Here is a 25,975-nt window from a genome sequence, read left to right as displayed (position 1 = left end):
CTCCTTATCGTGCCTCATCAAGCGTTAAAATCATACGAGCATGTGGATCAAATGGAATGTAATCAGATGTTTCAGTTGCATATGAACCTTCAACCTGCGTTTTCACATCGCGGTCATTTTCAACAGAGAATGGCTTGAATTGATATTTAGCAAGAGCAAACTTAGGATCTACTAATACCATGCGGCCATCTGGAATATCTTCAGAGATAAACGGCTGATAATCTAGCACATCAGGCATATCTCCATTTTTCAGCTCATTAAGGAAAATGAAGTTTCCGTTGGCTTCTTTTTGAGTAGCCCATTGTTCTGCTGTTTTCAAGTTCATTAAGCATTTCGTATAGTTAAAACCATATTTTTGATAAGCAAATTGTTTTGCGTACCAAATATCAGCTAATGTCCAATCGTTCGCTGTTTTCACTCCAAGCGTAGGAGCTGCATCTGTGCCATCTTTGAAATAGCCATTTAATAAACGATGAACAGCTAATTTCTCTTCAGTACGACCGATTTGCACACCGCGTTTGCGTAAGTGAAGAGAAAGCATATCAAAGCGCATTGCTTTTGCTTCGTCTGTAATTTCAATACCACCGCCGCGCTTGTAGACGAAAATAGTGTGGTCTGTATCTAATTTGATACTTACAACCGGAATTGGAGCACCTTGACCAATGAAGCTTAGGTCTAGATCATCATTATCCTTATTTTCTAACGTGTAGTATTGGTAACTCATTTGATCCATGCTGATTGTTTGACCAATTAATTGATCAGAACGTCCACCAGCTAAGAATCCTTCACGGAAACCATCCTCTAACACAGCATTAAATAAAGGTTTTGTATTGTCATTTTGATAAAGAGCACGAACCTGTTGAGAGCTAATGTCTTCAATACCCAATGCACGGACAGCATCTTTTACCGTTACACCTTGAGAAGCAAGATAAGAACGGAAAGCAGCTGAACTATTTTTGCTAAGTAATTCTTCAGCTTGACCAGCAATACGGCCGTCTTTTCCTGCTGAATCTTTCATAGCAGTTCGTAATTCTGAACCATTCTTTAATTCAATAATTTCTCCACGACTATTTTTAATTTTGCCTGTAAATTTCATGCTTTCCCCTCCATTAAGGCAGTAGAACTTCTACTGTGCCTTTACTTGAATTAACTAATGCCACATAAGAACCATTGGCTTCGGTTGCTTTCTTTACACCACCAGTGCCATTCGCAACTACTGAATCGCCAACTGCAATGGTTCCTGTGTACGGAAATTCATTATTACGTTTGTGGGTATAATCGTATACACCAAGTGGAGCTTCTTTTGATGTAACAGTATGCTTGGCCATTAATTGAATAGCATCACCATCAGCGCATTTAACTGCGTGATAAGCACCTGTTGTTGCCAATTTAAGTGGTGTTCCTGCCTTCACTGGGCTTTCAGATGTAGCATCTTGCGCAAAAACAGTGAGGGATAATCCATAACTATCTGGTACAATACCGCCTACTTTGTTAAACATTACTTATCATCTCCTTTGTATGATTCTGAAACAATGATGTCGTCCTCTTCGTTGCCTGCGCCATGACCTCGATTAGGATCATCAGGGTTTGTTTGACGACCACCTGTGAAACGCTCGCCTGCCATTTCTTCGTAAGCGTTAATTTCCTCTTTGACATAGTCCAGGTCAGCCGAACGAATAAGCATGTTTTTATAAGACTCTGCATTAAATTTGTCTCCTTGAGCACGAGTACGTGCTGCAACAGCTTGGTCAACTAAATCAGCAGCGTACTGACGACCTTGTTCAGCCTCTACCTTTAATTGCTTAACTCCTTCTACGGTGGCTTGCTCGCCCAATTCATTGCGTAATTGAACATCCTCTGGTTGACGAAAGACTTCACCTTCTGACGATAAAACGTTATAAATAGCACTCTTCTCAAGCTTTCCTTCTTTCAATTCACTTCTGATTTGATCAAGTAAACCCATACGCTTGTTATCCTCCTTTTTAGGCATAAAAAAAGCAGCGCCATCTTTTCGTTCAAAACGAGTTTGGAAGCGTTGCTCTAATTTCGCTATTTTATTTTCTTCTAATTCACCTTGTTGGACATAAGCTCTCGCCTTGTCGATGTAAGCACCAGGTGTAGCACCTTTATATACAGTCGATACCTCTCTAAGCCTAGCATTTTCAATCCAAGCAAAGGACATTCGACCGGTTTCATCTTCTAGCCCTGGAATATGAGGACATTCCCAATCCCATAAATCACGACCACAAGATCCACAACGATAGGATTCATCAGAGAAACCAACGGACATATCACGTGTAATACCAGCCTTAATAGCTCGTATAGTGTCATCTGTAGACTCACCATTGATTTTTACACCTTTAAGAATGTACCAATCACCGCGCACTGCATTAGCATTGTCAGTGTCACCTTGGATTAACTGGCCGCCATATGAACGTCCAAAAGGAGCCGTATAGATATTATGGTTTCCTAATAAACTAACACCGTTGTTTAAATCAGCAGCATAGTTTCGTAATGTAGTTACAGGGTCCATTCGTGTAAAGTAAGAATCTAGTCTGTCATTCGAGCAAACACCTGAGAATGTAAAAATATCATCAGCTGTTACAGGCTCAAGCGTATGACGGTTAATTGCATCTATATCGATTTCCTGCTCTTGTGCTACTTGTAAGCGCACTGGTAAATGTAAAGCTGCTCCCATTTTCTATTCACCTCCCTCCAATAAGAGTAGATTAAACAGGGTCAATAATTTCCCCTTCAGGCCAATACTTGTGTTCATCTGCTCTAAACCAATATTGTTTATTAGTTGTTAAATCTTCTATAACTACTGAACCATGATCTACAGGTTTTATTTCAATATTAAAGTTTTGCTCGATGATTTTTAAAGTTTGAACAAAGGTTTCTAATTCAATCTTTCTTTGTTCTTCTTCAGTCAAGGAACATTCATCAATGAGCTCGATACGCTCTTCAATACCGTTATCCTCAGCCCATTTGTTGTGTTCTTTAATACCTATATTGACACGTTGAATATGAAGTTCTAACTGCTTCTCATTAAGTTCAATAAGCTCGGTATTTGTTTCTATGTCACGTTCAATTTTCTTTTGAAATACATCTTGTTCTTTTAACCATTCTTTAAAGTGCTGAATATATAGCTTTTTTTGTTCTTCTAAAATCATTTACTCACCCCTCCAATAAGTGCTCTTCACCTTCAAGGATACGTTTATACCAACAACGGCAGTTAATAACATTGTCTGCTGATGCTGATGAACTATCGCCTGGATACATTAACGGTTCAAATTGTCCGTCTGCATTCGCCACATAAAATGGTTCATCTAATGTTTTAACCTGTCCATCTGCTTCCCTATGGCCGTCTCTTGTACGATCTTGCTGAGCAGAACGCCATATCTTGCCGATGACCATGCCTGATTGCTTATCAGAATGCCATTGACCGGTTCTTGCAGCTCCTACCATTTCAGTACGAGCAATAGTTCTTGCTCTTCCTTTTGAGAAAGCAAAGTCTTCTCGTAATGCATTAGCTGCTTTGGTTACACTGTATTGACCTTCAAAAGCAACGTCCCATAAAGCCATAATCACATGTTCATCAGTGACACCCTGAATCAATTCGGCATCCCTTCGAGAACGATCAGATAGGGAACGTAGGAAATCATCAGCTGTATCATCAAATACAAGCTCTGTATCGATTTCCATAATGTTGTACATTCCTGCTATTTTGGCTGATTGCTCTATCCAATCAAAACCTGCAGCATCCCATAATTCCAATTGCTCACCTTCATCTGTTAAGATATTGGACTTAATCCAATCAATGAACGATTTAGGAACGTCTGAGAGGTCTTTTCGATTATTCGAATACATAAACCTATGAACATCTATCAAGACACGCGTAGGAGGCGTATCGGCTTCTTCAAGTCTACTGATATATGTCTCTACTTGATTCTGTAAAAGGTTATAGAAATCATCAGCTGCTTTTGTGGTTAGGACAGCAACTTCAGGTACCCAATCACCTTGCATTTCCTTTACATACTCATCTTCAGTATCATCGGCGCGTGTTTTTGGTTGACGCTTGACTTGTACACGCCTTGAACGTGAAATAGCTGACGTGGTTGTAACTGGTGCTTGTGGCTCAGCAACTGCATCATGACCAACTACCTCATTAGCAGCCTCATTGTTATCAACCCATCCTTGATTAACCCTTGATATCCAGGTATTTGTTTCAATCTGTTCAGCCTGAGCATCTTGGAAACGGTCTGTAGTGCGCAGCTTATTAAAGGTTAAACGAGCTTTACTCTGTTTTCCTTGCACCTGCAACGCAACATTATAAGCACGTTCTATAACACGCTTAACACCTCGCTGAATGCTTTCAATACCTGCCACATATATTTGCCATTGCACAGTACCATGCGTTTCCGTGGTACCTTCATTACGCCCTAAAAGGATAGGTAACTGCTTTAAGGCAGAAACGAGTTGCTGATTAATGATATTAATTAAGGCTGTGGCGTCCATTGATTTACCAGCGGTACCCCCAACCATAGCAACCTTCACAGAGTCAGAGTGAAAAAAATTGTCATCAGCTTTCAATTGTTTGAATCGATTTTCGATAGATGTAACAAAAGTTTGAGCGTAGTTAGCAATAGCTTCCGCACCCTTCATCTTGATTTCTTGAGGGATATTTTTCAGAATAGCTTCTTCGGCTACAGAGATATCTAAACGGGCATGCCCTTGATTATGAGCGACCGCTTTTAAATCTTTCAGTACCTCAACCTGAAAGAAGACAATTTGCAAGAGCGGCAGAATAGGAGAACGTCCATAAGGATCTCCAATATCGGGATCAAACGGTAAATAGAATACTTGCTCTCGGTTTAGCACCTTATATGTACCATCCGATTGCTTTTGCACCAATTGGACTTCACCTGTTTCTTTATCCTTACGAAAATCTACGGTGCTAGGATCTACCGCATGAAAGTCTACAACATCATTCAAGCTCTCATTCAATTCAACCTCTAAACAAATGGCTCCTTGTGTAAACCCTGTAAGGTTCAATACATTAATCAATTGATCCATGCCGCCGCCATATAGAGCACCTACACGCTTTGCTAGACTATTAATATAATCTAGCCCCTGCTTGTCATTGGAGCCTGTAGGTTTTAAGCATTCAAGCTCATGTCCTGTATTGGATAGGCGAAGAAAGTTCCATATAGCCATGGAAGCATCTGGATTCAAGTCACGAATGATTTTAAGACTTTCCATAACATCCTTATTGCGGAACTCATTGCGGTTAATCATGATACCCTCGTACCAAGAAAACTGCTTCTCCCACTTCTCATGCGTTTGTCTACCACTTTCTAAGCGAGTGTTGATTGAGTGGCTAAGATTACGAGTAAACTTCTTAAACTGCCTTTCAGCACGCCACGCTTTTAACCCATCGAGTAGTCCCATTAATTCTCACCTCCATTCATTGAAAAGCCTGTGATAAACGAATTCAGTACATATTTAGGAACTGGCATGTATTTGCGTAATTGAATGCCAATTGCAAATGCCATGACTAAATCATCATGACAGCCTCCTTGTGCTTCTTCCTTCCCCTTATCATTCACGATAAAGGTAAAACATTCACCAAGTAAGCGAGGACTATTTATAGTCATTAAGTGTTCCCTCATAACAGCCCTCAACTCTGACATCATAATAGGGCGAGTCTTAGCGTTCGTTGGCCATCCTGGTTCCTTCTTCTCTTCACCAGATTTCGAGTCATAATCTACGTGATAATAAAGGTTTTCATAGCCAACTTGATTGATAAGAGTATTAAGTACACTGTGACCGTGGTTATTACGTTCAGGTCCTATCATTGCTGTATTGTAATGCCATCCAAGGACAGCTAATTTCTTTCCAAAAATGTCCGGGTCCCAATGCCCTTGTAGCTCGGCAACTTGTTCTCCACTTGCCCACTCAAATACATGAGCTGTAGAAAAGTCTCTGCCAACCTTACCTTCTGCAACGTCACACGCAATAAAATATCGTTCATTAGGATCTGGCTCTTTCCAAATCCATAGCTCGCCTTCATCTTGCTCAACAATGGAATGATTCATGTTATCCACGTAATCAATGTAGTGAGTCGTATAAGGCTTCTGCTTGGCAACCTCAATCATGTCTTTTAAATCCTTAAGATTGAATACTGGACGACCTGAGCTTAAGAAACAGCTTTGGTCATCTTCCGGATACTCTTGAAGAAAATGTTCCTCTTTAGACATCCCATCCTTTTCAGGCATTTCGGATATCTTCCAGCGGCGCCATTTCACTTGCTCAAGAGTTAAACCGTAGAGCTCAATAATACGTTGCTCTGCTTTGGTAGGTTTGAACTCCTCACCTTCTAAAGATAGCTGATAGTCTGGATGATCAAACCACCGATAAAACTTAGGTTTCCAATCAACCACACCCTGTTTTGCCTCTTGATAAGTACGGTAGAAATAGTTCCCTACACCATTTGCTGTTGTTTCAAGAACGATACGGCCATCCCTAGGAACTGCTTGAAGCAACCCTGTCATTAAGGTTTCAGGATCAGGCCAGAAGGCAACCTCTGAACAGTGAAGGTTATGAATGGTATCACCACGTCCAAAGTCTGTACTTCCAGCGGTACCAACTGTAATACGGCTGTTGAGCGCTTCAAAATAGAACTCTTTTCGGTTGCCGTATTTCGGCTTTGTCTTGCCGTTATTCAGCTGCATTTTCTTTGCTTCAGGTAGATTGTTGTACATGAATTGAACAGCATTAAACAGCTTCTTAGTACTCTCTGAATCATGAGCAATAATAACAGTGGTTGTATTTGGATTGTTAATCGTATCGTCAAAGAACTCGGATAAAATTAATGTAGAAAATCCTAATTGACGCGGCTTCAAGATAATGTCACGGTTTGTCCGTTCCTCCCAGTAAATAGACTGGATAGGATTGAACTTCAGGTTCACAACATTTTTATCTTTGGTACGAATGAAAATTCTCTTTTGAATGCGCGTCTTGGCATCCTCTGGCTTCTGGTCATTACGTTTAGCAAAGCCCGTTGCTTGCTCACGTAAGCGGTCATGAAATTTCCCTAACACATTAAGCTTCACCCCTTAGTTGCATATGCTGGTCTACAATCTTTTGCATACGAGGATTAGCAGCTAAATGCTGAATAGCAACCTCGTAGCCTTCCTCTGACACGTCTCTGAATTTGTCCATAAAAATAGAGAGATACTCTTGAATTAAGCTGAATTCAAAAGCTTTCTCCCTTAAATCAACGAGAAACTTTGTATTTTCCCGTAATTCTTTATTTAACGTGGTTATCTCGTATACCTTACGCTTTAGCTCTTTATTAAAGCTGGCTTTCCAGTCATCTAAGTAATCATAGTCAATTTCCCCTCCTTCATGAACAGCGGCTAGGAGAGCATCTTTTAATTCGTTCATTCGCTGATCAAAGTATCCAGGTAAATCATCCACTAATTCAAAACGAGCAAGCAGCCTTTCAGTCGTCTTGTACTGAAGCTGGATAATATCAAACTCTTGATTCACTACTTTCACAACTCGACGCTTATCTTCTCTAATGACGGCTTTCTTTTTCTCTTGCCCTTTTATCCCTTCAATATAACGAGCAACAGCGGTATGAGATATTTTAACTCCTGCATGTTTTGTACACTCTTCAGCAATCTGCCTAACTGATTTAGGAGGGTCTGCTTTAATACCTGCAATAACGATGTCTTCACATTCATACTGCTCTATTTTTGATTGACGTGCCATGTAACGATACACCTCCATTCTGTAACACTTGTCACGCTATTTGTAACGTTACAAGCGAAACGTTACAGTGGGCATTTAATGTAGTCATTGATTTAGAAGGCTGTAACGCTATTATTTTTTAACGTTACAGTGTTACGCTTAGTTCAACTTTGGCTCACTCTTATAGGCTAACTATAAGGTAAACTTAATTAGTAAAGATAAACGTGGCTGTTAATGCGAAGATAACAAACACGAGGATATATTGAATATCTTTTCTGAGGTGCTCTTTTTCCTCTGCTACGGCTCCAATCGTCAATATAAACGCGATAGCCATTAACATAATTTTAAATGTTGTTAGCATGTACTTCCCTCCCTTTAATAAAGAATCCTTGGCTTATGAACTTTAGGTTTGTTATCCATTACTTGGCTTAATCTACGAGTATCTAGTTTAATGATCCATGATTGACGTAATAATCTAACCTTCTGTTCAGCTTCTATATGTTTGGTACGATATTCAGAAATCGTTTTTGCTAATGATATTAAGGCTTCTCTCATTCGCTCCCATGCTACTGCAACTGTTTCAGCTACTGCTACAATTACCTCACGTTGACTTTCATTCATTATTACTCATCTCCCTTTAGCTAAATAAAAAAGCATCCTCGAAAGGATGCTTAATGTTTAATTGTATTTATTAAATTAGCGTACTTTTCAGCAACGGGAGCAGCGTGCTCTAATAATACCCCCATGTCATTATCAGGATAGAACTTTTTATAGTATTTTTTTCTATAACTAGAATAAGTATCCCAAAAATCTCTTATAACATTAATCTCTTCTTGTTTAAAATAGGTGGCTAAATCTTCGTTAGTTACTAACAATTCTGTTGGGGCAGTTTTTAACTTCAAATTAATTTTTGATGCATTTGTATCCACAGTCGCATCGTGAGCAGCTTTTGACTGTTTGATTATCTCAGGAATTAACTGTTTCCTCATTTTTTCTGTAAATTCTTTTTGCCTTTCCTCTTCCGCATGACTTATTTGCTTGCTCAGCTCAAGCGTTGCTCTGGTAACTTCGTTTGTAGCCTCTGTAGCTTTTAACACGCGATAGCTAAACCAAGCTGTTACAACAATACTCACAAAGGTCAAGGCATATGTAATCCAATCTTTGGCCTCTGGCATTTTATCACCTCCTAGAAAAATTATAATCTAGGAGGATTTTCCTAACAACGAGACAACTGTTCGTTTTCCAAAAAATAAAAAGCACCCGTGGAGGAGGGCGCTTTATACAAGTGATGATACATTTACCATGTGTGTACCTTGTTCGATTAGTACTAATGCTAATCGTTATTCACAATATTCCCTTATAACCATTTCTTATACTATTTATTTAACACCCCATTACGCTAATTGCTTAATTAAATTAAACCCGTTCTTTATCAATCACCCGGGAGGAGGCCAGGATTGTAGTAACGGTTGCTGTACATAGAATGACAGACAGTAGTTTCGTGAAGGACTTGCACACTTCACTACCCCGTGGCTATCGTACGCAATACAGCTAGACTCCAGTTGTTCCCCCGTAAATTCAGCCGGCAACCTTCATAGTCATTCGATACACCCGAGTACGTCTTGATAAGGGAAAGGCGCTTCTCCCACAAGCAATTTGCTATTGCTTATAAGAAAATCTTACCTTTGATGGAAAAATAAAAAGGCCCCCAAAATGGACCCTTTTTTCTCTGGATTTTGTCGGGTTTTTGTCGGAAAAATATCTGAGGAATTAGATGATGCCTAGCGAGGTAGCAATGTTTAAAATGGCAGCACCTTTCTTCTCGTAATACTTTTCTTTTTTCAGCCCTAAATCCATATAGATATTAATATCCTTTGTCTGTTTTGATTCTAGGTACTTGACTTGGATGATTTCACGTTCGATTTCATCTAAGGAGTATTCAAGAGCTCGTTCAATTTGTTTCACTTTCAATTCAGCTAGGTTATCTTCTTTTCGAAGAACAGGGAACAGGCCGACCACGCCTGCTTCCTCTCTCTCTTTTTTATTTGCCAGCTGCACCTTTAATGCTCTATAGTTTTTTAATTCTCTTATAACCGTTTGACGAACTAACTTTTCATCCACTGGCTCAAGTAATGTTAACTGCTCTGCTCCCATCATTTAGTCTCCTTTTTAACTGGCTTGTCTGCTACAAATCCGTATCCTTTTACACAGCGCTGGAACATACATAGTCCGTTTTGCTGCCACACACACCGTTTGCAATAATCCTTCTCCACTTTCACTTTCATCGTAATGACCCCCTTATAAAATAAAAAGGACACCAAATAAGCTATTGCTTACTCAGTGCCCTCGGTTTTTCCGTTAAGGCTATTATCTAGTTGTCCAATTAATGTGCAAGTAACGTTCGGTCCAGCTTGTTCCCACAATAGTTGTAACGACCTTTTTTTGTATTGAAATCTCTAATCCTTCTAAACGCTTTTCTTTTTGCAATCCCTTTAAGAAATTAGGATTATTAAACAATATAGATTGATTATCGTTTGGTTTATTTAACTTAACTCGATAACCACTGTATCCTTTTGCTGCCGAATCTTTTATTTCAGAAATAAGGTTTGTTACAAACTGTTCTAGCATTTCTTTAAACTTTGCATCAGACGCATTTCTTAATTCATCAAGTAATGCCATTATTTCACCTTCTCCAATTTATTTTTAATTTCCTTAGCATGATCAGGGCAGACATCGCAATTTACCCATAACTTAACCGAGCATTCCTTACACATTCTTTTATCACATGTTTCAGTGATTTCTTGAAAGGTAGCACTAGTTACAACTCCAGTACCTGTTGCATAATCACAAAGACTAGTACTATCACGTTCTCCGCACACTTCACAGATGTTATTCATAAGGTTAAACCTTCCTTTTCGTCTTAGTTTCCAATCTATCGACCTTACCGCCAAGGGTAATAACTAACGTTTCTCCGTAATCCGGTAGATCATGTTCAATCAACTGGCCATCTTTTACAACGTACATTTTTTTATTGTTCATCAGGTCTATTTCAGCGGTCATTTTTTCTGTATTTACGTTCACCAGAAAATACCTCCTCGTGTTATAATTTCATTAGGTTCACTGGGAAGATGTTCCTGGTCTTTTTTTGTTCCACCTAGTGTATAATGAAACTACCTTTTATAAAATTATTTTACCTGTAAGGACGCTCTTGGCTGAGCGTCTTTTTTATTTATCTCTGTGACTGTGGCGTTAGAATTGAATCGTTCGGTGACCCCATTAAGCTGTGGGCAATCAAACCGCCTTTTACACATTCAACGCACTTTCAACCTTCACCGATTTCAAAGCCTCAAAGATATCTTCTTTTACGCCTGCTACATGCTTTTTCAATTCATCAAGACTAATTGCATCACTACCTTTGATTTCTTTCTCTATGAGAGCGTTAAATGCTCCATCCAAAGTGTTGTAATAACCAATTTGTTTGAAAGCTTCTTCCTCAGTCACATTACCTTCCTTATCCTTTTTGAAATACTTTTTATTTAAAATGATGTTAAGTGCATCCGATGTAATTTTATAATTTTGACCAACCATGATTTCCATTATTTTGTCCCCCTCAAGATCTTTCTTTTACTTGTTCAGCTATGGCAGAAGCAACAGCAGCTACTTGAATTAATTCTTCGTACAAGTCATCTGCATCTGTTTCTTTTATGCTTGTTAGCCCTAAAGGTCCTTGCATTGCTTGAGCTACTTCTCCGAACTCTTCAGCTAAAATAGCTAACCATTTACCCATATCATGACGCTGAAGACCCCATTTTTTATTCTGGCTAATACGCTCGGCAAGAACAGCCTTGTTTACATCGTTCATTAATTCCGTCACTTTTTCTTTCACTTCTTATCCCCCTAAGCTTTTAACTTAATCGTTTCTAATAAGCTAAAGTACTCACCACTTGCCATCAACTTATCTAATTGACGTGATACACTCATACGACTTCTGCCTAGTAACCTTCCTATATGGGCTTTCTTAAGACCTTTTTCGTATAAGGTCACTAATGTAATTAGCTCGCCTTCAGACCAGCCGATATATACATGTTTATTTCGAGGTGTATCATATTCAAGCTTATTGACTTCATATGTTATCCATCTATGACTGCATTCGCTGCAAACCCTAGTCCTCTTTACTGTACGATTATGCGAACGACTATCTATTACTTTGCTATTCGTTAATAGACCGCAGTTTGGACATTTCACCGTTCATCCCCCTCACCAATTCAAGGAACTTGTCCTTATCCCCATTATCAAGTGCCTTGTTAATGTGATAATCAAACAGCTGCTTTTCTAAAGCAAGAATCAACTTATCAACTTCCTCATGCTCTGTGCTGCACAAATCCGTCTGATCATTACTAGGAGGCTCATATCGGGACATATACTTTGTAAGAGGAATACAAGCCTCACTTCCTTCAACCACTTCTCCTATAACGACTCTTACAGCTTCAACATGAATGTGACGCGGTCTTTTGCAATAACTCAAGAATTTGCAGATAACGTGTAAACCGACTATCCGAAGCTCTAATAGTTCACCAGGCTTTAAATCTTGTAAGGTCATATTCTCGCCTCCAATTTGTTATCAACTGTAATCTACAAAACAACCACACCCACCGATATCAAATAGATCTATCTGTTGCCCTTCTTCTTGCATGTCATAATATAAACTTCTAATTGGATAGGGATTCGTTTCGTTATCCTTTGATTTCTTCATGAATGCATATTGCTTCAAGTGTAAATTGGGTTCAATAAAAGGTTTAGGTCTTTTAGCTTTACCTTTGAAATAAGGCTCATAGCATTGATCTAGCTGTTCAAGATACACTTCCTTTGCATCGCTTTCTAACTCATCCAAATTTTTAATATGGTGATAAGCTGAAACATATAGCTTCATGTAATGTTCTTGTTCCATCAGCTCCTGGAACACTTCAGGCATCTTCTCTTTCAAATTTCTAAAATGACCTTGTCCTGCTTTTACGCAACGACCCATGCAATTGTTATGAACAAACCCTAAGTCATATAATCTTGGCTGCTTAATATTGTATTTAGCTAAAATCTCGCTGTTATCAATCATATGTTCAATTAATGGCATTTCAACTTGATATGGCTGCCAATTCTTTTTAATAGCTCCTTCTCGATGCATTTCGTCCCATCCAATGCCAAAGTAAAGGACTGCATCTGTTGTGAAGTCTTCTTGTTTCAAGTACTGTTTATTGCGCCATTCTTCAACTTGAGGTTTCTTACCCTTCTTAATAAAATCAGCAGACACCTTCATCTTGAGTATTTTTGAACAGTTACCGATTCGACTGTTAAATACTACTTTTTGCTTAAACATTAGCTCTATAGGAGTTAAACCCATGCTATGTGTTAGTAAAGGAAGTTCTAACTTGTCTGCAGCTTCGTTGATAAATCTATATAAATCCTCATCTTCCCAGTTGGTATCAGTGAAGTATAAAACGATATTGTCATTGGGATAATGAGTTTTAACAAAATCGGCTACAGTAAAACTTGATTTACCTCCACTGAAAAAGATGATGTGATTTTTCATAATTCCTCCTCTGAAAATTAACTTTTGGTATCACATCTCCACCTAGCTTCTTGCATTCCGTACCACATCGAGTTGAACACTTTTTAAAAAGAGAGCAGCGTGTCTGGCACGCTGCTAGCTCATCTTCTTTTTTAATCCATGAGGGACGGTCATCAGCGATAATAACGTTAAGCTGCGCCATTTTCTTTGTTATCGTCAGACTCTTCAATCTTCTCTCCTGGTGCTTCTTCAGGGACTGAAAGGTCTAACTCTTCCTTCACTTCTTTTTTAGCTTCAGCAGGCTTTTCTGTTTGCTCTTCTTGGCTATCTTTCCATTCTTTCCACTTCTCAGCTAAAGGAGCAACCTTAGCTCGGTACTGATCCACTAACTCAACAATGGTTCCAGAGGAGATATTTAATTCATTTGCAATCTTCATATACGTTTCACCGTCATTTTTCCGTTTAATGACTTGAGGAATATCATAAGCAAATTCTGTTTCGAATTGTGGAGCAAGACCACTTGAGATAAATTCATCAACTACTGACAATTCAATTTCCTGTTTCTCTTCTACCGTTTTCACTTTTTCTTTAGGCAAACCAAGATCTGCTTCAATCTGTTCAGCAGCTGGCTCTACCTCCGATACAATACCTTTGTTATCAACTTTATAAGTTTTAAGAGGCTCATTTGTCTGAGCGTTTAATGTGATGTTAAAGCTAACTACTTGAGACTCAATAGCGCATTGAACTGTGCAACCAATCATTTTTGCTAATGTATCAAGCTTTCCATCTAAACCAGAATCACCGATTTCAAGAACGATTTCCTTTTTACCATCTGCTTTAAGATTTACCTTTTTCACCACTGGATTGAATTCTGCATATGACATAATTAATTTCCTCCTAGAATTTTAGTTTGATAGTAAAGACATTTGTTCTTGCTGTACTTCAAGCATTTGTACAGCTACTTCAATACGAGGTGTTTCGGAATAAAATTTACTTACATGCAAATCAACAATCTGGCTGTCGTCATTCCAAATGACTTTATTTAAAGCATCCTTAATGCCTTTTACATAGTTATCAACATCTGGTTTACTGATAGGACGTAACAAACCTTGCTCTGCTTCGATTTTTTTCTTTTTACTGAAAGACTTAAGAGTTGGTTTGAACACTTTCACGTCAAGCTGTAAAGGACCTGAAAGTAATTGACTTGGCTTATATTCAGAAGCAACTAGCTTTACATACTGTTTGAAATCCTTTGATTTCTTTGGATCGTACATTTTAACGAAACCGCCTCGAGTACTTGCTCTTGGACGACCTTGAGCGACCGGCTCTCCATATACCGTGAATTCAATCATTTCATCATTCCCCATTTCCTAATTGCTTGCCGAAATTAGATTTAACTTGAATATGAACTTGCTCTAACTCAGTTAGGCTTAATTCGTATAACTGTCTACCATTAGAAGTTTTAAAATATCCGTATCGCACCAACTCATTAATTAAATAACTTTGACGTTGCCGAACTGCTTTAGCTAATAGAGCCACTTCCTCTCACCTCGCTGTCTAAATATTGGTCGAACATCAAAATACCTAATGTTGCTTCTTGAGCTGACACAGCGCCTGAGAACTGTGATTGGAATACATGTGGATCCATAACTTTTCCTGTTTGACCATAATATTTTTTCATTTCTTGAAATACTTGATTTTTATCCAATTAACTCAGCCTCCATCTTGGCCTCTAGCTGACGTGACAAGTTGAGGAACTGGCCGTATTCTTTTCTAAATAATGTTTGTACGGTACCGACTGGACCATTACGCTGCTTCCCTAAGATGATTTCTGTAATGCCTGGGTTTTCCGAATCCTTGTTGTAGTAATCATCCCGGTATAAAAAGCTGATAACATCTGCATCTTGTTCAATGCTTCCTGATTCACGAATATCGGACATCATCGGACGTTTATCCTGGCGTTGTTCTACGCCCCTAGAAAGCTGTGATAAAGCGATGACAGGTACATTAAACTCACGGGCGATTTTCTTTAACATGCCTGAGATGTGACCGATTTCTAAGTCCTTACGTTCGAACTTTCCAACAGATGAAATGAGCTGCAGATAATCAATGATGACTAAATGCTTTTTATCTGGATGTTCCTTGAATGATTCTTTTATTTTTGAACGGATATCGTAAACCGTTTGGGTAGGTTCATCATGAATGTTGATATCCCATTTTTCATAATGGCCAATGGCATTTGCCATATTTTCATGATCTTCATTCGTAAATTCTTCAAATGGATTTGACCATTTCTTGCCGTTCACCCGTCCAAGCCCGGACAACATACGCTTAACTAGCTGTGTATCAGACATTTCAAGTGAGAAGATATCGGACACGCCGCCTTTTTCACAATTTGCCTGAGCTAAACTCAGAGCAAATGCTGTTTTACCCATTGAAGGTCTTGCAGCAACGATAATTAAATCTCCTCCTTGCCAACCACCAGTCATGCGGTTTAAGTCATCTAAGCCAGTGTCTATACCTGTGAGCCCTTGCGTTGGAGTACTCATATCAGAGAAGATATCTGCGAGAACATCGCTTTTTGTACGATTCTTTTTTCGTTTGATATCCTGTAATTCACCTAATGACTGAAGAATGTTTGGTACTTCCTCTTCACTTGTGACAGTTGCTAATTTGGCTCCTAACTTCCGTGCTTCTCTGACTCGATAGGATTCCAAAATCATTTGTTCATAGGTTTTAAAGTTCGCTGTAGATGGAACAGCGTTCGCTAAGTCGCTTAGATAAGACACACCGCCTACCTGCTCAATGGCTTCTCCTAGCTGTGTTACGATCGTTACGATATCTACTTGTTTATTTGCTTCCTGAACCTCTCTCATTGCTTTAAAAATGGCTCTGTGCGAAGCTCTTGCATATTGCTGTGTTTGTAAAATAGATTCATCTAACAAATCTGGCTCAAGAAAGATTGAACCTAAAACTGCTTGTTCTGCTTCGATATTTTCTACCCCTAATTGATACTCCACGTTTTCACCCTCACTTCCTTAAAAAGGAACCGTACTTTTTCTTTAACTCTGGTGACAAATGATCAACGAATGTTTTGTGATTACCTGCTTTTTTCTCTTGCTTAACTTGTTCTCTCCACTGAGACTGCTCGTCCAAGAACTCATTATTGGTTTGGACTTTAACCGATACTTCCGCAATAGTTGGTGGAAACTTTTCACGTAGAATATGTTGGTTCACTCGCTCTAAAACCGGCTTATATGGCATTTGCATTAGATGTGAAGACCAAACCTCAATTCGTCGCTCTCCGATTTCACCAGTCAAATCAAACTGTGTATAGGAAGCAGCTATTCTTTGCAGAATGTCTAGTGCTTCATGTATTTCCATCTTGCGCCCCTCCTAACTTGACTCCATGCTTTTGAGCATATTTCGCTAACGCATCTATGCTGTTTTCTCTTTTCTGCCTTGGAAAAGGTGTAACATTTGATGGATTCTGTATTCTGTTCCAATGGTTCATAATGGCTTTTTCGTAATAAGAGAAAGCATCTATACTCTTACCTGGATTATTTCCTTGATATTTCTGATGAACCTCATCCATCCATTTCAAAATCTTCTCTATAGGAATTTTTTTAGTTAACAATCTACTAATGGATTGACTGTCATTCGCGCTTAGATCAAAACCATAAGCTCTATATTGAATAAATTTATTCTGAATCTGTTCAAAAGCAGGAACGTCGATTTCTTCAGGTGGAATTGTGGTACCAACTTTCTCTTGATCACGTTCAACGGTGTTATCTGAATCCTGGTATTTGCAATAGTTAACGATAGTGAACAATGTTCCATATTCTGTTTCATCCACTGTAACCATGTTCTTTTTAACGAGCTTATCTACAGAACGCTTTATCGTACTTCGGTTCAATGTAGCTGTTCCACGACCTTGTGTATAAGCTAAATCCTCCACTAGCTTGGAGTAAGATCTTATGTATTGTCCCTTTTTTACCTCGATGCCGTTAACCTTTACTCCATCCTGATGACTTGCTTGTAAGAGCAAATAAGTGAAGAGTCTAAAACTTGTAACGTCATACCAGATATCATTTTCTAAAATTTTGCGATGGTACTTCACCCAGCCTTCCAAAACAACGTCCTCCTTCCTACTTATTTCTTAACGCAGATTACATAGTATTTTTCAATCCGCACCATTTTCAGATGCGGATGATATAGATTAAGAAAGCCTTGAATATAGCCTTCATACTGCTTTTTATTTCTAGCCAAAACCTTGTAACAGTAAGGAAATGCTATTCGTTCTTCCATATAATCACCCAATCAATTCAGCAAAGTGGATAATTGAATCTAATTTCTTGGTTGCTCTGCAATACTTACACTTACCGCAACTTTTTGGCTTTTCTCCACCATGCTTTACTTGCAGAATACGATCTAAATTCTTCTCAACTTCCTCAAGTTCAACTTGCATGATTCCCTCGTCCATATTAATAACTGCTTTATCAGGTGGATCTTCTTTAGATATGCCAACGATTAAAGGCTCTAACCAATCCTGACGACCTGTAAAACGCTTTTCGATTTCAGCATACAAAGCCATTTGAGTAATGTATCCGTATGCTTCTACAAAGGAGCAATATCCCAATTCAGGATGCCAAACTTTTTCTCTAAGAGAACGAGCTGTTTTTAAATCTGCAAAGCGTCCAGCTTCCGGTTTATAAACATCTAGCTTTCCCTTCCAAGGAACTCCGAAAAGTTCAGCTGTGATAATGACTTCCTTCTCCCCCTGGAGAATGAACATACATAAATCATCAATTTTCAAAGCCTTAATCATGGTATCTGCTTGCTTATATTGGGAATACAACTCACCTTTTCGATTAAAAAGAGAAGGTGTATTCTTTATAAATTCTTCAAAAGCCTTTTCACCTTCAAGCCAGGCATGTACATATTGACCGAAGAGAAGGGCCTCTGAAGAAGGCTCTTCCCATATTCCGTTCAATTCAGCCATTGTTGCTGCTTCACATGTAAGAAATTTTTTATACTGGGAATTAGACATATACTGCTTGTCTATTTCGCGACTATAATAGTTCTGACTGTTCAAAGATAGAAGGTTTTTCATCATTAGGAGCACCCTCTTTCTTATCAACTTTTGGCTCTTCTTTATTAGAAGGCTGTTCTTTCGATTCCGTTTGTTGTTTTTTAAATTCCTCTTCTGCCTTTGATTTGGTAGGAGTGCTTGTTTTTAAATCGAAGTAATCTTCTTTTTTAGCCATTCCATCTCGAAGAGAAGTGTAAATACGTCCGATTTTCAAAAAATCATGCTCTGTAAAAGAATCTGCGTTACTTCCGATATACTTTTCAATCATTTCTTTTGTAACTCCAAATTCTTTTTTAAAAAGACTGAATGCATTTCTTAACCGATCTTCTAACGGCTCTTTATGTCCACTGATAAGCGTTTTTTGACACATATCAACTGCTACATCTACAATGTCACCTGGAATAACTCCAAGGATGCAAGCACGTAATCGACGAGCTCCTTGGTTAGCAACTAATTCATAAATGTCACGAGGATCTGTTAGCTTATTAATGCTTCCTCTCGCCTTACGTTCATGCTTTACTGTAAAGACCTTTGTTTGACGTGTATTCGTTTCAAGGTCCCACGCATAAGCCATTACAGAGGATTCACCGTTCTTCTGCTCAAGCTCCATAATTCCGTAATCGATATTTCCCCAGTTCTGAGCTAAGGCTTCTGCCAATCGAATAGAAGGACCCGAAACTTTAGAGCCACCTCTTGGGTACTCGTATACTGCACTTTCAGCAAGAAGTTTTCGACCACAAGCTGTTTTAATCCGTTCAAAAGCTTGATACGTGTCACGAGGGAACTTTTTAGCAATTACCATCGCTGCCTGTACTTCCTGAGCTTGACGGCTTACCATTGCCTCTGTAGTAACACTTGTTTCTTTAGGAGCTGGGACGTAATCTGAATAATCGTTAACGGTTGATAATCCGTTCATTAATGTTTCCTCCTTGTGTTTTATGAAGTTTTTTTATAAACTGTAAGTAATTACATTTCTTGTGAGTACGAAGTCTGCACCTGGTCCGTGCAGGCTTTTTATTTTGCAGTTGCAAATTTGAAGCCGTACTCTTCTTCCAAGTACTTTTCCAAATCTTCTTTCAAGACCACTTCACCCGTGTTATCATCCGTTACGATTTCATCACCGATAAGAATTTCAGTTCCGAAATAATCAACTCCAGCATGTTCAGACTGAGCACTCATATTTACGTAGCCTGTACGATTTACTTGAGTGATTTCAGGATGTTCTAAATGCATGTTATTCACCTACTTTCTGATGCTATCTGTTCGCATCGTCATGACCAGGAAAATGAGTTGTGCCTTTACGGTTAAGGACCGATAAATAAAGGATTTTCCTGACCATGACGACAAGAACAATGCTTGTCGCCCACTTATGTAATGTGGTATAATTTACTTATCGAGTTGATTATGTTTTTCGAATAAAGCAGTTAGCTACGCCATTAGCTAGCTGTTTTTTTATTTGCCTTCACGTTTTGCCAAATTCTACGTTCAATATCTAAAAGTAAAACCGGATGACCCTTCAACGTCTTACACCACTTACTAACTTCACTTGCTTTCATCATTGGCAACTTATACATAGCTTGTCTCCTCCTTGTTTTTGAGGTAACGCGGAACTATATCAACATCCAATCCCTTACTTTGCATATCTGCTACAATTTGTTCTATGCGGCTTAATGAGCGCTTTTGGATTTTCCTAGCTGCAAGTACTGTGTCAAATGCTTCTTCCTGTAACTCCTGCATATCTGCGTTTAAATCGATTGATTCAATGACTGCCCATCCAGCCTCTTCTAAATCCCTTGCTCGCTCGTAGATGTTTAAAGCTTGTACACTCACTTAACTAACCCCCTTGATCTAAAGGTCATTTCCAGCTGCTGATCAATTTGTTTTAAAGAAAAACCGTACCTTTCACAAACAACAGCGAGTAGATTGAATTCAGCTGCAAGCTTTTCTGAGTACTCTTTTATGAACTGCCTAACCTCTTCACGTTCAATCTCATTAGCGAACTCAGGAGGTATGTGCCAAAAATCTTTTCTCCAGTACTCTTCTGCTTCTTTTCGCTCCTTTTCAACGAGCATTCTCATTGAAGCAATATCCCTGTGTATTCGATCTCCGTTCATGTAAGGAGTTAATGAAATACCTGCTGTTTCTTTCATGGTGCCGATGTAGTATTTAAAACTATCGAGGCCTCTTGCTAGAATAGGTTTGGCCTCCTTTGCGATAGTCCGGCTACCGTTGGCCCATTTAGAAATAGTTGATTGATCATAGCCAATTTCATTTGCAAATTCCGTTTGCGTTTTCCCCTGCTCCTTCAAGATTTCTCCTAGGTTTGCTTTTGTTTTCATAACTACCTCTCCCTGCCATATTTAATTGTCAGTTTCTGATATTGCAGCCATATTTCGTGCCTGTTTTTATGACCTGCTTGCATGTTACCCTTATACTAGAAGCCCGTTATTACATAATGTTTTTACTGAAAAAATCTGTGTTCTCTTCCACCCATTCTGTGTTACGTTCGATCCAAATTTTTAACATGTGAGTGGTTATCTTTAAACCTCCCAAAGCTTTAGTCTTCGGGAAGCCTTGGCGTCTGGTTAGGATATAAACTTGACTTTCACTGATTCCTAAGAATTCAGCTGTTTGTTTAACAGACATAAGTGGCGGACAATTATTCCAAACATCGTGTGCTGAATTAGCTGCATCCAAGCTTTTAGTTAAGCGTTTTTCCAAATATTCTAGTCGTTCCATAATCGGCGCCATGTCGATGGAGACACTGATTGAATTATCCATTTACGAATACCACCTTTTTGTTTGATTGATTTAATAGATTCTTGAAACAAATGAAAGCTTAACCCTAAAACGAATATGTTGAATGTTGTAACTGCGAACCAATATTTGAGTAACTCTTGCCAGTTCATAACTACCTCCTAAACTAAGTTTGGATTATTCTTCGTTTCGTATATTTTTTCTTCAAAAAATTTTTCAACTGGCTCATCTAAAATTTCTGCGATTTCTTTAATGAGTTCTACATAGATTTTACGTCTACCTAATTCATAACTATTATAGGTTTGAGTAGGGATATTAAGCTTTTCAGCCATGTTAACTTGTGTAAGACCTTTTGTCTTACGAATTTGTCTAACTCTTTCGTTGACTTTCAAATTATCACCTCCAAATATACGAATCGAAGAACTTGTAACTCAATAATAATTCTTCAATTCGTATATGTCAACAACAAAATATACTTTTCGGAGATTTTTTTTACTCAATTCGTATAATAATGTACAATTCGTATATATCAATATAAGTTTGGAGGGCTTCATATGGCTCTTGGAGACAGAATAAGAAGCTTACGTGAGAAAAGAGAACTCACTCAAAAACAACTAGCTGATAAGCTAGGCATACCTAATCAGAATGTGTCCAATTATGAACGTGGATTTAGACAACCTGATTATGATACATTACAAAATATTTCTAATTTCTTTGATGTTTCTATCGACTATTTAATTACTGGAAATGAACATCGAGTTTCTAGCGATGAAATGTGGAAAGAACTTCTTGATCCTAAGACAGAATTGTTCTTCAAGGATTTAAAAAGTGCTCCTGAAGAAAAGATTGAAGAGTTGATTCGTTTTTGGGAGTTTATTAAAGAACGTGATAAATAATTTCTTATTGACTAAAAGAAATTCATGTTATAAAATCACGCGCGCATATAATCATCTTCTTTAATTCTTTAATTATTGTTTTAGTTGCGTCTTTGTTGCGTAAACGTTGCACTAACTGTTGCATTAATTATTAAAAGTCCCTTAATAAACCTTTTATATTAAGGTTTGGAGCGACTTCTAGGTGTTGCGTTAACAGTTGCGTATATGAGAAGTTAATGAAAAGTTAAATATGTTTATTTACATACTAATGAGGTATATGACACGTATATATAGCGTGTCTTTTCTTTCAACTCCTAAAGGGAATTTTTACTATTTAAAACCATCTAATTGAGTATTTTGTTTTTCGGAGGATAACTAATGAACTACCAAACATCTTTATTAGAAGATTGGATTTACCAATTATATAAGCAGATTGGCATCTCCTCTCCTGGTCAACTAGACTTTCAGGTAATTGCAGATCGTTTGGAGGTACAGTTGGAGTTTTGGGAAGTATCTAGCCGTCTTTATAACAGAAAGTTAATTATCGACAGTAGACTTACACCTCAAGAGCAATGGCAAGAATTCGCCCATGAAATCTGCCATAAACTTCGCCATTACGGTAACCACTTGACAATGCCAGAAATGTTTTTAGAACTTCAAGAGTTTCAGGCGAATCATTTTGCACTGCATTTTTGTGTGCCTACTTTCATGTTAAAAAATCTAAATTTTCAAAAGTCACGCAAAGAAACTATTTATTTAATTGCTGTTACTTTTAATGTTACCTACGCATTTGCTGAAAAGAGATTAGTTATTTACGAGAATAAGATACTTTCTCAAAAGTGTTTAAGTAACGTCTAATTCCAGTATCATTTTGAGCTAAATTATGTACTTAATAAATGAATTTTACTTGAGGAGGAAAAAAGTATATGTCTACTAAATACACGAAATTGAATTCACGATTTGGAATTATTGAATACCCTGTTAGCTTAGAAGAGATGAAAGAGGTTATTCTTGAGCTTCCGAAAACAGAGCGGAAATTCTATGAGATAGCCCTCAAGCCTCTTCAAACATCTATGAGCAAAAACGAACAAATCCTTTTATTCACTATTGCCGACGCCAAATTAACAAAGACTGGTTTCATGGTAATCACAGATAAAAATTTATATTTAATTTCCTTAAAGGGAGGCCTTTTTGGAGGTGCGGAGATTGAGACACTTAAGTATGCAGATATTAAAAATGTCGACTTTGATATTACTCCTAACCTTTTCGGAATGGCTCAATTAGAATTAGGTGTTCTCTACTTAGAAATAAAAGGCCTTTTTGGAGGCGGTAAAAAGCGTACAATCCGAAATATACCTGAAGAAAAAGTTGATAAAATTGTGAGTTTAGTTCGTGAGCAAGTAAAAATTCATAATAAATAAGTTTTGGATTTAACATAGAGGATTATTAAAAATCGCTTTATGCTAATCATATATTATTAATATAGGGGGCTTTTACACATGGGACTATTTGATATGTTTAAAGGTGACAACACAAGAAATGAAAATGGAATGAATCCACACTTTGCTTTCGCAACTTCATTATTGTATATGATGGGTGCAGATGGGGAATACGACAACGAAGAGATTGGACAACTTCTAGCGGTCTTAGGTGGAAAAAGTAAAGGCGGCACTGTATACATAGGTGCAAACAATGACGATTTAATGGAAAAAGCTATTAAATACGTTCAAAGAAATTCACTTGATCAATTCCTTAAAGAAGCTGCTCCAGCTCTTACTGATGCTCAAAAGATGTGTATCCTTGTAAATATTATCGATTCTTCACTTTCTGACGGAGACGCAGAGCGCGAAGAGCAAGAAATGTTCGGTAAATTCTTAAACGCTTTTGATATCTCTGAAGAGAGATTTAAGCCATTTTTTGAAGTTATCGTGTTAAAAAATGATCGCGCAGTATTCTTAGATCAAAATCACGCTAAAAATAAACCGGGTTTCAAAGTTGAGTTATCGAAATAAAAATTATAGAAAAGTCCTTTTAAGAGGACTTTTCTTTTACCTACACAAACGAACATACATTCCCTTTATGGAGGTGGTATTTATGTTATAACTAACTGTGGTTGTTTAACGATACAACTTCTAAATAATATCTTTTTAAGGAGGTTTTAATTCAATGGCTTATTTTCGCAAAGTACCATCTAAGAAAGCAAAATCTGGCTATACATGGTCTTTCACCATTGAAACTGGTGTAGATCCACTAACCGGAAAACGTAAACAAACAACAAGAAGAGGCTTTGCTACAAAAAAAGAAGCTGAAAACGCAGCAAAAGAATTATCCACACAATTAGAGAACGGTTTAAATATTGTGGATAACAAAATGACTTTAAATCAATTTCTACCGAAGTGGCTTGAAATGGCTGCCAAACGGAAAGTAAGGGAAACAACATTTGATAATTATCAAAGAGCTGTTAACGTCCGCATCCTCCCTATTTTAGGGCATGTTGGATTAACAGAGTTGAATGGTGCTGTATGTCAAAAATTCTTTAATCACCTTGTAGACGAAGGGCTATCTGAAAGGTACATTGAGTACATTTATACAGTCCTTAACGGTGCTCTAGAAAAAGCAATTGATTGGGATTTACTCTTAAAGAACCCTTTGAGGAAAGTAGATATTCCCAGAGGCAGACGACGCAAGTATGTTGTATGGACAAAAGAAGAGTTAATTCGTTTTTTACAGTTTTCAAAGATAGAAAACGTTCACTACTCTGCTCTGTTTTTCGTCTGCGGTTATACGGGCTTAAGACGTGGAGAAATGCTAGCAATGAAATGGCAAGATATTAATTTTGAGAAAGGCACTCTTCATGTACAGCGCAATTTAATTTATCGTGAAGGTAATTTCTCTTTTGGTCCTTTAAAGACTGAATCATCTAACCGTGTTATTAAACTAGATGACGAAACTTTACGTGTGCTATCGCAACATAAAAAACGACAATCTGAACTGAAGCTATTATACGGTCCAAGATATAGCCAAGACGATTTAATTTTTTGTAGAGAAGATGGACAAGCAATCTATCCTCGGACAATGACTACTATCTTTAATCGTGTAATAAAAAAAGCTGAGGTTCCTAAAATTCGTTTTCACGATCTTCGTCATACTCATGCAACTTTATTATTGGAAGCTGGAGTTAGCTTGAAAGAAGTTCAAGAAAGATTAGGACATTCAAGCATTAAAATGACTGGAGATATTTACGCTCATGTAACGGATGGAATGAAAGAGAATACCTCTAAAAAATTCAGTGAATACATGCAAAAAAACGGCTAAAGGAGCAGTGCTATTATGAAAAATGATTTTCAACACAATCCAGATGGCACAACAACGATTTATTATGTTAGTAAGAAATCTAAACAGCTTCTCTATACAATTATTGATACAGAGGATTTTGAAAAGGTAAGTTCTATCAAAAATACCTGGTATATCTCTTCGAACGGAAAAAATGTTAAATACAGAGTCAAAGCAACTATCAATAAAAAGAAAGTCTATCTCTACAGATTTTTATTGGATTTAACTGATAATGACCTGGTAGTTGATCATATAGATGGGGACACTCTAAATAACACTAAGAAGAACTTAAGGATCTGTACAACAAGTGAAAATGCTCAGAATCGAATTCAAGGAAACTTACGCAGAAATATAACTTATAATGTAAAATTGAAAAAGTATCGTGTTTCTCTTTTTGTGAATGGGGAACGAAAACATTTTGGTCATTATCCAACTATTGAGGAAGCTGAAAAAGCAGCAAAAAAGGCACGAAAAAAATTCATGCCTTTTGCGACTTTTTAACAAACGTGGTCAAATTGTGGTCGATTTTGAAATAACCACTCCAAGAACGTTGTTATTTCAACGTTAGTGATACTACATTCTCCACATGTGTCGTAT

General features: G+C 37.8%; 41 protein-coding genes. 6 read left to right on the top strand and 35 right to left on the bottom strand.

The window, feature by feature from the left end; translation table 11 throughout:
• Positions 1-4: 4 nt before the first annotated feature.
• The 35 genes from NST66_RS28940 to NST66_RS28770 form a co-directional block, all read right to left on the bottom strand.
• Positions 5-1,096 carry a phage major capsid protein gene (locus tag NST66_RS28940; protein WP_340843907.1) on the bottom strand — a complete coding sequence of 364 codons (1,092 nt, stop codon included), beginning with the start codon at positions 1,094-1,096 and terminating at the stop codon, positions 5-7.
• 13 nt (positions 1,097-1,109) lie between these two features.
• Entirely contained in the window at positions 1,110-1,499 is a 390-nt protein-coding gene (locus NST66_RS28935; RefSeq protein ID WP_340843906.1) for a hypothetical protein, read from the bottom strand.
• Positions 1,499-2,674, bottom strand: a complete 1,176-nt coding sequence (locus NST66_RS28930; RefSeq protein ID WP_340843905.1) for a hypothetical protein — start codon at positions 2,672-2,674, stop codon at positions 1,499-1,501. The genes NST66_RS28935 and NST66_RS28930 overlap by 1 nt, the downstream gene beginning before the upstream one ends.
• Before the next feature lie 55 nt (positions 2,675-2,729).
• On the bottom strand, positions 2,730-3,173 hold the full coding sequence (locus NST66_RS28925; RefSeq protein ID WP_340843904.1) for a hypothetical protein: 444 nt from the start codon (positions 3,171-3,173) through the stop codon (positions 2,730-2,732).
• Between the two features lie 4 nt (positions 3,174-3,177).
• Entirely contained in the window at positions 3,178-5,451 is a 2,274-nt protein-coding gene (locus NST66_RS28920) for a phage minor head protein (RefSeq protein ID WP_340843903.1), read from the bottom strand.
• Complete coding sequence (locus tag NST66_RS28915; RefSeq protein WP_340843902.1) at positions 5,451-6,971, bottom strand: terminase large subunit domain-containing protein; 1,521 nt, start codon at positions 6,969-6,971, stop codon at positions 5,451-5,453. Before NST66_RS28915 ends, NST66_RS28920 begins: the two co-directional genes overlap by 1 nt.
• Before the next feature lie 133 nt (positions 6,972-7,104).
• Positions 7,105-7,779, bottom strand: a complete 675-nt coding sequence (locus NST66_RS28910; protein WP_340843901.1) for a hypothetical protein — start codon at positions 7,777-7,779, stop codon at positions 7,105-7,107.
• A 184-nt stretch (positions 7,780-7,963) separates the two neighbouring features.
• Positions 7,964-8,119: a hypothetical protein gene (locus NST66_RS28905; RefSeq protein ID WP_340843900.1), complete on the bottom strand. Its 156-nt coding sequence runs from the start codon at positions 8,117-8,119 to the stop codon at positions 7,964-7,966.
• Positions 8,120-8,133: 14 nt separating this feature from the next.
• On the bottom strand, positions 8,134-8,379 hold the full coding sequence (locus tag NST66_RS28900) for a hypothetical protein (protein ID WP_340843899.1): 246 nt from the start codon (positions 8,377-8,379) through the stop codon (positions 8,134-8,136).
• A gap of 50 nt (positions 8,380-8,429) precedes the next feature.
• The gene (locus NST66_RS28895) at positions 8,430-8,933 is read right to left on the bottom strand and encodes a hypothetical protein (protein WP_340843898.1); all 504 of its coding nucleotides are present in this window, start codon (positions 8,931-8,933) and stop codon (positions 8,430-8,432) included.
• Positions 8,934-9,528: 595 nt separating this feature from the next.
• On the bottom strand, positions 9,529-9,912 hold the full coding sequence (locus NST66_RS28890) for an ArpU family phage packaging/lysis transcriptional regulator (protein WP_340843897.1): 384 nt from the start codon (positions 9,910-9,912) through the stop codon (positions 9,529-9,531).
• Positions 9,912-10,043: a hypothetical protein gene (locus NST66_RS28885; protein ID WP_340843896.1), complete on the bottom strand. Its 132-nt coding sequence runs from the start codon at positions 10,041-10,043 to the stop codon at positions 9,912-9,914. The genes NST66_RS28890 and NST66_RS28885 overlap by 1 nt, the downstream gene beginning before the upstream one ends.
• An 82-nt stretch (positions 10,044-10,125) precedes the next feature.
• Positions 10,126-10,437 carry a hypothetical protein gene (locus tag NST66_RS28880; RefSeq protein ID WP_340843895.1) on the bottom strand — a complete coding sequence of 104 codons (312 nt, stop codon included), beginning with the start codon at positions 10,435-10,437 and terminating at the stop codon, positions 10,126-10,128.
• Between the two features lie 222 nt (positions 10,438-10,659).
• Positions 10,660-10,839, bottom strand: coding sequence for an XtrA/YqaO family protein (locus NST66_RS28875; RefSeq protein WP_340843894.1), 180 nt, complete (start codon positions 10,837-10,839; stop codon positions 10,660-10,662).
• Between the two features lie 222 nt (positions 10,840-11,061).
• Entirely contained in the window at positions 11,062-11,355 is a 294-nt protein-coding gene (locus NST66_RS28870; protein WP_340843893.1) for a hypothetical protein, read from the bottom strand.
• A gap of 13 nt (positions 11,356-11,368) precedes the next feature.
• Positions 11,369-11,644: a MazG-like family protein gene (locus NST66_RS28865; protein ID WP_340843892.1), complete on the bottom strand. Its 276-nt coding sequence runs from the start codon at positions 11,642-11,644 to the stop codon at positions 11,369-11,371.
• Positions 11,645-11,655: 11 nt separating this feature from the next.
• A complete protein-coding gene (locus tag NST66_RS28860; protein ID WP_340843891.1) occupies positions 11,656-12,003 on the bottom strand; it encodes an NrdR family transcriptional regulator in 348 nt (115 codons plus the stop codon).
• The gene (locus tag NST66_RS28855; protein ID WP_340843890.1) at positions 11,969-12,358 is read right to left on the bottom strand and encodes an IDEAL domain-containing protein; all 390 of its coding nucleotides are present in this window, start codon (positions 12,356-12,358) and stop codon (positions 11,969-11,971) included. The genes NST66_RS28860 and NST66_RS28855 overlap by 35 nt, the downstream gene beginning before the upstream one ends.
• Positions 12,359-12,379: 21 nt before the next feature.
• Positions 12,380-13,342 carry a phosphoadenosine phosphosulfate reductase domain-containing protein gene (locus NST66_RS28850; protein ID WP_340843889.1) on the bottom strand — a complete coding sequence of 321 codons (963 nt, stop codon included), beginning with the start codon at positions 13,340-13,342 and terminating at the stop codon, positions 12,380-12,382.
• A gap of 167 nt (positions 13,343-13,509) precedes the next feature.
• The gene (locus tag NST66_RS28845; RefSeq protein WP_340843888.1) at positions 13,510-14,205 is read right to left on the bottom strand and encodes a helix-turn-helix domain-containing protein; all 696 of its coding nucleotides are present in this window, start codon (positions 14,203-14,205) and stop codon (positions 13,510-13,512) included.
• Between the two features lie 21 nt (positions 14,206-14,226).
• Positions 14,227-14,673: a RusA family crossover junction endodeoxyribonuclease gene (locus tag NST66_RS28840; RefSeq protein ID WP_098779083.1), complete on the bottom strand. Its 447-nt coding sequence runs from the start codon at positions 14,671-14,673 to the stop codon at positions 14,227-14,229.
• A gap of 4 nt (positions 14,674-14,677) precedes the next feature.
• Positions 14,678-14,860, bottom strand: a complete 183-nt coding sequence (locus NST66_RS28835; protein ID WP_263046033.1) for a Fur-regulated basic protein FbpA — start codon at positions 14,858-14,860, stop codon at positions 14,678-14,680.
• Positions 14,844-15,029, bottom strand: coding sequence for a hypothetical protein (locus NST66_RS28830; RefSeq protein ID WP_340843887.1), 186 nt, complete (start codon positions 15,027-15,029; stop codon positions 14,844-14,846). Before NST66_RS28830 ends, NST66_RS28835 begins: the two co-directional genes overlap by 17 nt.
• Positions 15,022-16,341 (bottom strand): replicative DNA helicase, encoded by a 1,320-nt coding sequence (gene dnaB, locus NST66_RS28825; protein ID WP_340843886.1) that lies wholly within the window; start codon positions 16,339-16,341, stop codon positions 15,022-15,024. Before dnaB ends, NST66_RS28830 begins: the two co-directional genes overlap by 8 nt.
• A gap of 10 nt (positions 16,342-16,351) precedes the next feature.
• Positions 16,352-16,705 carry a replicative helicase loader/inhibitor gene (locus tag NST66_RS28820; protein WP_340843885.1) on the bottom strand — a complete coding sequence of 118 codons (354 nt, stop codon included), beginning with the start codon at positions 16,703-16,705 and terminating at the stop codon, positions 16,352-16,354.
• Positions 16,692-17,453, bottom strand: coding sequence for a hypothetical protein (locus NST66_RS28815; protein ID WP_340843884.1), 762 nt, complete (start codon positions 17,451-17,453; stop codon positions 16,692-16,694). Before NST66_RS28815 ends, NST66_RS28820 begins: the two co-directional genes overlap by 14 nt.
• 180 nt (positions 17,454-17,633) lie before the next feature.
• Positions 17,634-18,437: a PD-(D/E)XK nuclease-like domain-containing protein gene (locus NST66_RS28810; RefSeq protein WP_340843883.1), complete on the bottom strand. Its 804-nt coding sequence runs from the start codon at positions 18,435-18,437 to the stop codon at positions 17,634-17,636.
• On the bottom strand, positions 18,394-19,329 hold the full coding sequence (locus NST66_RS28805) for a hypothetical protein (RefSeq protein WP_340843882.1): 936 nt from the start codon (positions 19,327-19,329) through the stop codon (positions 18,394-18,396). Before NST66_RS28805 ends, NST66_RS28810 begins: the two co-directional genes overlap by 44 nt.
• 98 nt (positions 19,330-19,427) lie before the next feature.
• Positions 19,428-19,646: a YqaI family protein gene (locus NST66_RS28800; RefSeq protein WP_340843881.1), complete on the bottom strand. Its 219-nt coding sequence runs from the start codon at positions 19,644-19,646 to the stop codon at positions 19,428-19,430.
• 203 nt (positions 19,647-19,849) lie between these two features.
• Positions 19,850-19,987 (bottom strand): hypothetical protein, encoded by a 138-nt coding sequence (locus NST66_RS28795; RefSeq protein ID WP_340843880.1) that lies wholly within the window; start codon positions 19,985-19,987, stop codon positions 19,850-19,852.
• Positions 19,980-20,243 carry a hypothetical protein gene (locus NST66_RS28790; RefSeq protein WP_340843879.1) on the bottom strand — a complete coding sequence of 88 codons (264 nt, stop codon included), beginning with the start codon at positions 20,241-20,243 and terminating at the stop codon, positions 19,980-19,982. Before NST66_RS28790 ends, NST66_RS28795 begins: the two co-directional genes overlap by 8 nt.
• Positions 20,240-20,752, bottom strand: a complete 513-nt coding sequence (locus tag NST66_RS28785) for a helix-turn-helix domain-containing protein (protein ID WP_310876267.1) — start codon at positions 20,750-20,752, stop codon at positions 20,240-20,242. The genes NST66_RS28790 and NST66_RS28785 overlap by 4 nt, the downstream gene beginning before the upstream one ends.
• A gap of 109 nt (positions 20,753-20,861) precedes the next feature.
• A complete protein-coding gene (locus NST66_RS28780; RefSeq protein ID WP_340843878.1) occupies positions 20,862-21,194 on the bottom strand; it encodes a helix-turn-helix domain-containing protein in 333 nt (110 codons plus the stop codon).
• Positions 21,140-21,322: a hypothetical protein gene (locus tag NST66_RS28775; RefSeq protein WP_340843877.1), complete on the bottom strand. Its 183-nt coding sequence runs from the start codon at positions 21,320-21,322 to the stop codon at positions 21,140-21,142. The genes NST66_RS28780 and NST66_RS28775 overlap by 55 nt, the downstream gene beginning before the upstream one ends.
• A 9-nt stretch (positions 21,323-21,331) precedes the next feature.
• On the bottom strand, positions 21,332-21,562 hold the full coding sequence (locus NST66_RS28770) for a helix-turn-helix transcriptional regulator (protein WP_340843876.1): 231 nt from the start codon (positions 21,560-21,562) through the stop codon (positions 21,332-21,334).
• A gap of 162 nt (positions 21,563-21,724) precedes the next feature.
• On the opposite strand from NST66_RS28770, the gene NST66_RS28765 reads away from it, so the two are divergent.
• The 6 genes from NST66_RS28765 to NST66_RS28740 all read left to right on the top strand — a co-directional run bounded on the left by NST66_RS28765 (position 21,725) and on the right by NST66_RS28740 (position 25,879).
• Positions 21,725-22,066 carry a helix-turn-helix domain-containing protein gene (locus NST66_RS28765; protein ID WP_205663759.1) on the top strand — a complete coding sequence of 114 codons (342 nt, stop codon included), beginning with the start codon at positions 21,725-21,727 and terminating at the stop codon, positions 22,064-22,066.
• Between the two features lie 357 nt (positions 22,067-22,423).
• Positions 22,424-22,903, top strand: coding sequence for an ImmA/IrrE family metallo-endopeptidase (locus tag NST66_RS28760; protein WP_340843875.1), 480 nt, complete (start codon positions 22,424-22,426; stop codon positions 22,901-22,903).
• Between the two features lie 68 nt (positions 22,904-22,971).
• Entirely contained in the window at positions 22,972-23,466 is a 495-nt protein-coding gene (locus NST66_RS28755) for a PH domain-containing protein (RefSeq protein ID WP_340843874.1), read from the top strand.
• A gap of 78 nt (positions 23,467-23,544) precedes the next feature.
• A complete protein-coding gene (locus NST66_RS28750) occupies positions 23,545-24,057 on the top strand; it encodes a tellurite resistance TerB family protein (RefSeq protein ID WP_340843873.1) in 513 nt (170 codons plus the stop codon).
• Between the two features lie 154 nt (positions 24,058-24,211).
• The gene (locus NST66_RS28745) at positions 24,212-25,360 is read left to right on the top strand and encodes a site-specific integrase (protein WP_340843872.1); all 1,149 of its coding nucleotides are present in this window, start codon (positions 24,212-24,214) and stop codon (positions 25,358-25,360) included.
• A gap of 15 nt (positions 25,361-25,375) precedes the next feature.
• Positions 25,376-25,879 (top strand): HNH endonuclease, encoded by a 504-nt coding sequence (locus NST66_RS28740; protein ID WP_340843871.1) that lies wholly within the window; start codon positions 25,376-25,378, stop codon positions 25,877-25,879.
• The last annotated feature ends 96 nt before the right edge of the window (positions 25,880-25,975 follow it).

This window comes from Priestia sp. FSL W8-0524 (assembly GCF_038005965.1).
In the GTDB taxonomy this organism is placed as follows: Bacteria; Bacillota; Bacilli; order Bacillales; family Bacillaceae_H; genus Priestia; species Priestia zanthoxyli.
Note: the sequence above shows the minus strand (reverse complement) of the source record. Positions and strands in the feature narration are given on the sequence as shown.

Coding starts and splice junctions, on each gene's coding strand:
- NST66_RS28845 (WP_340843888.1), bottom strand. CDS start 14,205: ATGTCATATGCAGAATTCAATCCAGTGGTGAAAAAGGTAAATCTTAAA.
- NST66_RS28890 (WP_340843897.1), bottom strand. CDS start 9,912: ATGGGAGCAGAGCAGTTAACATTACTTGAGCCAGTGGATGAAAAGTTA.
- NST66_RS28935 (WP_340843906.1), bottom strand. CDS start 1,499: ATGTTTAACAAAGTAGGCGGTATTGTACCAGATAGTTATGGATTATCC.
- NST66_RS28810 (WP_340843883.1), bottom strand. CDS start 18,437: ATGATGAAAAACCTTCTATCTTTGAACAGTCAGAACTATTATAGTCGC.
- NST66_RS28800 (WP_340843881.1), bottom strand. CDS start 19,646: ATGCATTTAGAACATCCTGAAATCACTCAAGTAAATCGTACAGGCTAC.
- NST66_RS28895 (WP_340843898.1), bottom strand. CDS start 8,933: ATGCCAGAGGCCAAAGATTGGATTACATATGCCTTGACCTTTGTGAGT.
- NST66_RS28740 (WP_340843871.1), top strand. CDS start 25,376: ATGAAAAATGATTTTCAACACAATCCAGATGGCACAACAACGATTTAT.
- NST66_RS28840 (WP_098779083.1), bottom strand. CDS start 14,673: ATGATTGAATTCACGGTATATGGAGAGCCGGTCGCTCAAGGTCGTCCA.
- NST66_RS28870 (WP_340843893.1), bottom strand. CDS start 11,355: ATGGAAATCATGGTTGGTCAAAATTATAAAATTACATCGGATGCACTT.
- NST66_RS28905 (WP_340843900.1), bottom strand. CDS start 8,119: ATGCTAACAACATTTAAAATTATGTTAATGGCTATCGCGTTTATATTG.
- NST66_RS28755 (WP_340843874.1), top strand. CDS start 22,972: ATGTCTACTAAATACACGAAATTGAATTCACGATTTGGAATTATTGAA.
- NST66_RS28925 (WP_340843904.1), bottom strand. CDS start 3,173: ATGATTTTAGAAGAACAAAAAAAGCTATATATTCAGCACTTTAAAGAA.
- NST66_RS28850 (WP_340843889.1), bottom strand. CDS start 13,342: ATGAAAAATCACATCATCTTTTTCAGTGGAGGTAAATCAAGTTTTACT.
- NST66_RS28745 (WP_340843872.1), top strand. CDS start 24,212: ATGGCTTATTTTCGCAAAGTACCATCTAAGAAAGCAAAATCTGGCTAT.
- NST66_RS28765 (WP_205663759.1), top strand. CDS start 21,725: ATGGCTCTTGGAGACAGAATAAGAAGCTTACGTGAGAAAAGAGAACTC.
- NST66_RS28760 (WP_340843875.1), top strand. CDS start 22,424: ATGAACTACCAAACATCTTTATTAGAAGATTGGATTTACCAATTATAT.
- NST66_RS28780 (WP_340843878.1), bottom strand. CDS start 21,194: ATGGATAATTCAATCAGTGTCTCCATCGACATGGCGCCGATTATGGAA.
- NST66_RS28785 (WP_310876267.1), bottom strand. CDS start 20,752: ATGAAAACAAAAGCAAACCTAGGAGAAATCTTGAAGGAGCAGGGGAAA.
- NST66_RS28900 (WP_340843899.1), bottom strand. CDS start 8,379: ATGAATGAAAGTCAACGTGAGGTAATTGTAGCAGTAGCTGAAACAGTT.
- NST66_RS28805 (WP_340843882.1), bottom strand. CDS start 19,329: ATGAACGGATTATCAACCGTTAACGATTATTCAGATTACGTCCCAGCT.
- NST66_RS28880 (WP_340843895.1), bottom strand. CDS start 10,437: ATGGCATTACTTGATGAATTAAGAAATGCGTCTGATGCAAAGTTTAAA.
- NST66_RS28855 (WP_340843890.1), bottom strand. CDS start 12,358: ATGACCTTACAAGATTTAAAGCCTGGTGAACTATTAGAGCTTCGGATA.
- NST66_RS28750 (WP_340843873.1), top strand. CDS start 23,545: ATGGGACTATTTGATATGTTTAAAGGTGACAACACAAGAAATGAAAAT.
- NST66_RS28820 (WP_340843885.1), bottom strand. CDS start 16,705: ATGGAAATACATGAAGCACTAGACATTCTGCAAAGAATAGCTGCTTCC.
- NST66_RS28940 (WP_340843907.1), bottom strand. CDS start 1,096: ATGAAATTTACAGGCAAAATTAAAAATAGTCGTGGAGAAATTATTGAA.
- NST66_RS28775 (WP_340843877.1), bottom strand. CDS start 21,322: ATGAACTGGCAAGAGTTACTCAAATATTGGTTCGCAGTTACAACATTC.
- NST66_RS28795 (WP_340843880.1), bottom strand. CDS start 19,987: ATGTATAAGTTGCCAATGATGAAAGCAAGTGAAGTTAGTAAGTGGTGT.
- NST66_RS28885 (WP_340843896.1), bottom strand. CDS start 10,043: ATGAAAGTGAAAGTGGAGAAGGATTATTGCAAACGGTGTGTGTGGCAG.
- NST66_RS28920 (WP_340843903.1), bottom strand. CDS start 5,451: ATGGGACTACTCGATGGGTTAAAAGCGTGGCGTGCTGAAAGGCAGTTT.
- NST66_RS28910 (WP_340843901.1), bottom strand. CDS start 7,779: ATGGCACGTCAATCAAAAATAGAGCAGTATGAATGTGAAGACATCGTT.